The organism is Wolbachia endosymbiont of Tuta absoluta, assembly GCF_059414725.1.
Map to the genome: position 1 here is coordinate 1 of NZ_JBNRJY010000249.1, position 4,851 is coordinate 4,851.

Below are 4,851 nucleotides of genomic sequence, written 5' to 3' on the forward strand. Positions count from 1 at the left end.
TATATTACTTGTTTATTTTAGTAGGGGGTATAGGTATGTTTAGTTTTAAGCAGGTAGTACAATATAATTTATTTGGTAGTAACGACCTTGAAGGCAATTCATCTTGTGAATTTGAAGATTTTCCTGAAGAGGTATTTGAGAGGTTCTGTCGCATCTATAAATTGTGGTACAAGAAGATCGTTAAACTGGGATTATGGGAGTTATAGAGCAATTAGCATAGCAAAATTCTCAAAAGTAGAAACATTATCATTAGCCCCGATAATTTGTCTTTTTTGAATCATACGAATATTTTCTATGCCGGTAATGGTAATCTTTGCGGAGTGGAAGCTCTTAAAACCAAGCATTGGCTTTATTCGTTTTTTGATAAATCTATGATCTTGTTCGACAATATTATTTAGATATTTTATTTGAAAAACCATGATTCTACAATCTTCAGAAATTTCTGTATTCAAATCATCAAGAGCAGCAGTATTACTGCCGCTTTTATCAATTACTACTTTCTCAGGAAGGTTATTCTCTCTAAAGGCTTTACGAAAGAACGCAAGTGCCGCAGACTTGTCTCTACGAGCACACAACAGAAAGTCTACAGTATTACCAATAGTGCTCTGTATAGATAAACCCATTTGCCGTTTAATTTAACGTAGGTCTCTCCAGCTACTGCCAACCTGCTTCTTCCTTTTCCTTACCGCTTCATCTATCAGTGGTGATAACCCACCTTTGTAACGTAGCATGATCAATTTTTGCTCCCCTTATACTCAGCATTTCTTCCAAATCTCGATAGCTCAAAGAGAATCTACATTTCATATATACAGATAACATTATTATCTCTGCTGAAAAGCTAAATCCTTTGAAATATGGCAATAATTTTGAACTAATACGAAACATCTTTGCTTTTTTTTTAGATGATCATATCACTTCTTTTCTACTTTCCTACAAATGTTACATACCAGGATTTATAGATGCGACAGAACCCTTTTTCTTACCTCCTATAAACCTCTCGAAGTGTCTTTCAATTTTGCTATAGGATTAATAAACTCAGTGCTTGGTGAAATAATTTCTTCAGTAGTAAAAGGCTTAACGTTTTTCTCAAGATCATTTTTAACTTCATTTGCTTTATCAACAACACTATTGATAATTTTTTTATCTTCTTCTGAGCTTTGCTTATTTTTTGCTGCACGAGAAGAGTCACCAAGCAGTGGAGAGATAACATAATCTGCAGCTTCTTTTGCCAATTTTATATTTTCTCTTTGTGACAAAACCTTTAGCTCATTTAAGTCATTTTTACAAACACTTTTAGCTCTACCTTTTTGCCACTTTAAGTATAGATTTCTCCTACTTTGTAACTTCTCGTCCTCTATAACGTCAAATCTACTATTAACCCTATAATCCAATAACTTAGCAGGAATAATATCACCTTTGTACTCTTCTACTCTATAATAATGATTATTATACATTCCAATTCTTTCAATTATACTCTGCAAATAAGATTGCACCTGTTTTATGTCTCCTAAGTCATCTTTTGTGAATTGAAAAGATTTGTCTTTTAAATTTTTCCTGAATTTTTTCAAATTCTCCACTTTATTTTGATTGTTTTCTCCTGGATAAATCTGATCAAGTAACTTGAGTAAATAATCGCCTTTCATCAATGGTGATATTATTTTATCAAACAATTTAAGATGCACTGGATGTTTCAAACATGCATTAATATGCTCTAAGTAATTATTGAAGCTTTTAGTGTCAGCTTCGTCCTGTGTTTTTTCTTTCTGTTGATAAACTTCATTAAATTTCTGATTTAACAAATTAATCTCTTTAACATTTTTAACGCTATATTCTGCTATAATATGAGCATAAGTATCCACATTAGGATCACTTTTTAATCCATTAACTTTCTTTAAAAAACCATTATAAGTACTCCTTGTTTCCAAGTAATACTCGAAACGGATCAAAAGATACTTAGCTGTGATAAGAGCCTTATATAGTATTTTAATTATTTTTACGCCCAAAGTATCACTTCTTTTGTATGGAAAGAACAGTAGTTCATGTTCATCTAAATTTGGAGTGGCATCTTCTTCATTATCCCTTAACTCTTTTTCATAGTTATTAAGCTTTCTTCGTGCATGTTTTAATACACCAATAAATTCCTTCTTACTTTTATTTAAGTCATGCCCATTGGTATTATAAACTTCTATAAACAAATTTAAGGCAATTTGAATACTTTTATCAGCCAGATCGTCAATTCTTTTCAAGTTCTTTATTTCCTGATTAATATAATCTATTATCTCTGTTGCAAGCTTGTTTCCATAACCTTGTTGATTTGATAATCTTACTACTGATTTATTGTAAGCCTCAATATAATCTCCTTCTTTGAGTAGGTTTATGTCAAAGCTCAATTCACCACTCGAATAGCAAAAGAATGTAGAGTGCCTATTAGAATTTAGGCATCTAAGTCTACCTGGAGCTTGAATAAGTTGTGCAGGCTTGTTCAAGTCAGTAGATATTGGGTCTACTAGCATTCCAACATGTTGTAAATTGATATCATTGTATCCCTGTACCTTGGTAGGATTTACATCATTACCAACTAATCCCATGCGGCACAAAGCATGATAATAATTTTCTTCTTCTAATAGATTTTGATATAAATCTCCTAGCTCAGCTTCTGATAAATAGTCAATTGCTAACTGAGCCAACTGTTCCTGGTTTAAGTCTTTTAAAATTCCTTTTTTATGATGACTGATAGACCGATTATCCTTCTGAGTTCTTGCTTTCTTGAGTTTCTTAGCATGGTATGTATCTAGCTTCATTAGATCTTCATATATGCTTTGATTATCACTCGAGCACAATTTCTCTCTTACAAGCTCTAATTCTTCTAATGGTTGGCCACTTATATAGTCTGAAAGCTTACTCTTAAGATCTTCTACAGATAAATTGCCTGAGCGATTTAAATTTTCTAATTTTACTTTGTGCTTATTTTCGTAACAAAAATCTTGTAGTGCTATTAATGGATGTTCTCTTTCATTACAAGAATACGAAGGTGTGGGCCACCAATCATAAAACAACTTACTACCATTTTCTAATGTCATTCCAAGCACTGCACCAAGATCTTCAAGTAGTTTTTTCTCATTTCCTCCTAGAGGTGTAGATCTTGCGAGCTCATCTTGTTCTTTATCACTCAACCCTCTTAAAGAATTCATAAACTTTCTTCTTTCAGCAGATGCTTCTTTTCCCAGTTCACATAAGTCATCTATTTTACTTTCTTCTACTCCATAATATTCAAGATAATCTCTCACTACAGAGTAATTGCCTCTACTTAGCAAAGCTACCAGCTTTTCAGGAATTTGTTCTAATTCTTTAGATGACATCAAGAGGTGAAGTTTTTTATCTTGGTTCCAATTTCTTATTAACCTTATAAACAAATCAGAGCCTTTATTTTCCTTTAGAACATTAATTACAGATTGCATTTGCTGAACAAGCTCTTTCTTTAATTTATCGCTTTGAACACCTTGATCTTTAACATATATTTCTAAATCATGAGTATTATCTAACGCCGCTTTAACTTCTCCAGCTAAGCCTTTCAAATCTGCACACCTCTTTTCATCAAGCTCGTGTCTGTTTAGACCAGTTAAGCATGAAAGTGTATTCTCAATTATTCCATGCATTACGCGAAATACAGAATAATCTGCAATGCCACTGAAATCATAATATTCTTTCACAATTTTTTCTGCTTTTTCTTTTGTAATATTGAACTGCTTAGCAACTTGCTCTGTTATGAGAGCAAACTTTTTTGACTGGGTTACTAACTTATAGCCCGGTTTAGGTTCGAACATTCGCTCTAAGAAATCATAAATCTTCGATTTACTAAACTTTGGTAAGGTTTCGTTTCTACCATATTGCAATATTTCTTTCAGGTTATCTATCTGCTTATTTGACTCAGCTAAAATCAACGCTGGTTCACCAATTACGCTTTGAACATTTCTATACAGATAATTCTCTACTTCTTCTTTTAACTCACCTTCTGTTAAAATTTTATCGCTATATTTATCTTTTTCTTCCTTCTTGAAATCTACATACTCTTCAACGCCATTAGAGTATTCCTTTGCTAGATTTTTACTTTTTACTTTTGTATGAACTTGTAGATTTAAATCTCCATACACACCTGACTTCATTTTATCTGTCAAAGAAAGAGTTTTAAGTAAACCATCATTTTCTCTAATATATTTATGAGTGCTTATTGAAGGCGTTGCACTTAAAAACAGCGTAGGCACAAGTGCAGACAAAAGCCCCATACGATATTTATACAACTCCTGCTCTGCCACTCGGTGCTCTTCATCAAAGGACAGAGATATAGATTTTTCAATATTTAGCTCAAATTCTTGACCATTAATTGTAACTTTACCACCTTGAATTTTATATTCTTTGTTATCAAACTGAATTTTATCCGCAAGAATCACAAAATCCTTACCATCTATATTTATTTTTCCATTTCTTATTTCAAATCTTTTGTCTCCAATGTTGAGAGCTTTTATAATACCAGGAAGCTGTCCAAGACCTATTGCCTCTAGAAATTGATTCCAATTTTTCATCAAGCTTTCGCTGCTCAATATAGAGCACCCTTTATCACCGCTTATCTCTTTCAACTCAATATCTTCAATATCGGAGTCAGATAATACTTTTTTCCAGTCATCGCGTTTCTGTGTTACAAGATCGATCATATAATATTTTTCTTGATGAAAAAGACCCGAAATGTCAACCTATCACAACTTTCTTCCATCACTTATTGAATTAAATTTAAATAATTAGTGAATTAAACGACTCAGAACATGTTTTTAATTAAAATGACAGATTTAATGATAA

At 32.4% G+C, this 4,851-nt stretch carries 2 protein-coding genes and 1 pseudogene; 1 reads left to right on the forward strand and 2 read right to left on the reverse strand.

Features of this window, described 5'->3' with window-relative positions:
- A partial coding sequence (locus tag ACJ5GX_RS02730; protein ID WP_495292681.1) for a hypothetical protein occupies positions 1–206 on the forward strand: 206 nt, incomplete at its 5' end.
- Here the strand turns inward: ACJ5GX_RS02730 and ACJ5GX_RS02735 are convergent.
- Both ACJ5GX_RS02735 and ACJ5GX_RS02740 read right to left on the reverse strand, forming a co-directional pair.
- Positions 201–885: pseudogene (locus ACJ5GX_RS02735) on the reverse strand (IS6 family transposase). The gene ACJ5GX_RS02730 and the pseudogene ACJ5GX_RS02735 overlap by 6 nt on opposite strands.
- 101 nt (positions 886–986) lie before the next feature.
- Positions 987–4,709: a hypothetical protein gene (locus tag ACJ5GX_RS02740; protein ID WP_495292682.1), complete on the reverse strand. Its 3,723-nt coding sequence runs from the start codon at positions 4,707–4,709 to the stop codon at positions 987–989.
- Positions 4,710–4,851: the final 142 nt, after the last annotated feature.

Coding starts and splice junctions, on each gene's coding strand:
- ACJ5GX_RS02740 (WP_495292682.1), bottom strand. CDS start 4,709: ATGATCGATCTTGTAACACAGAAACGCGATGACTGGAAAAAAGTATTA.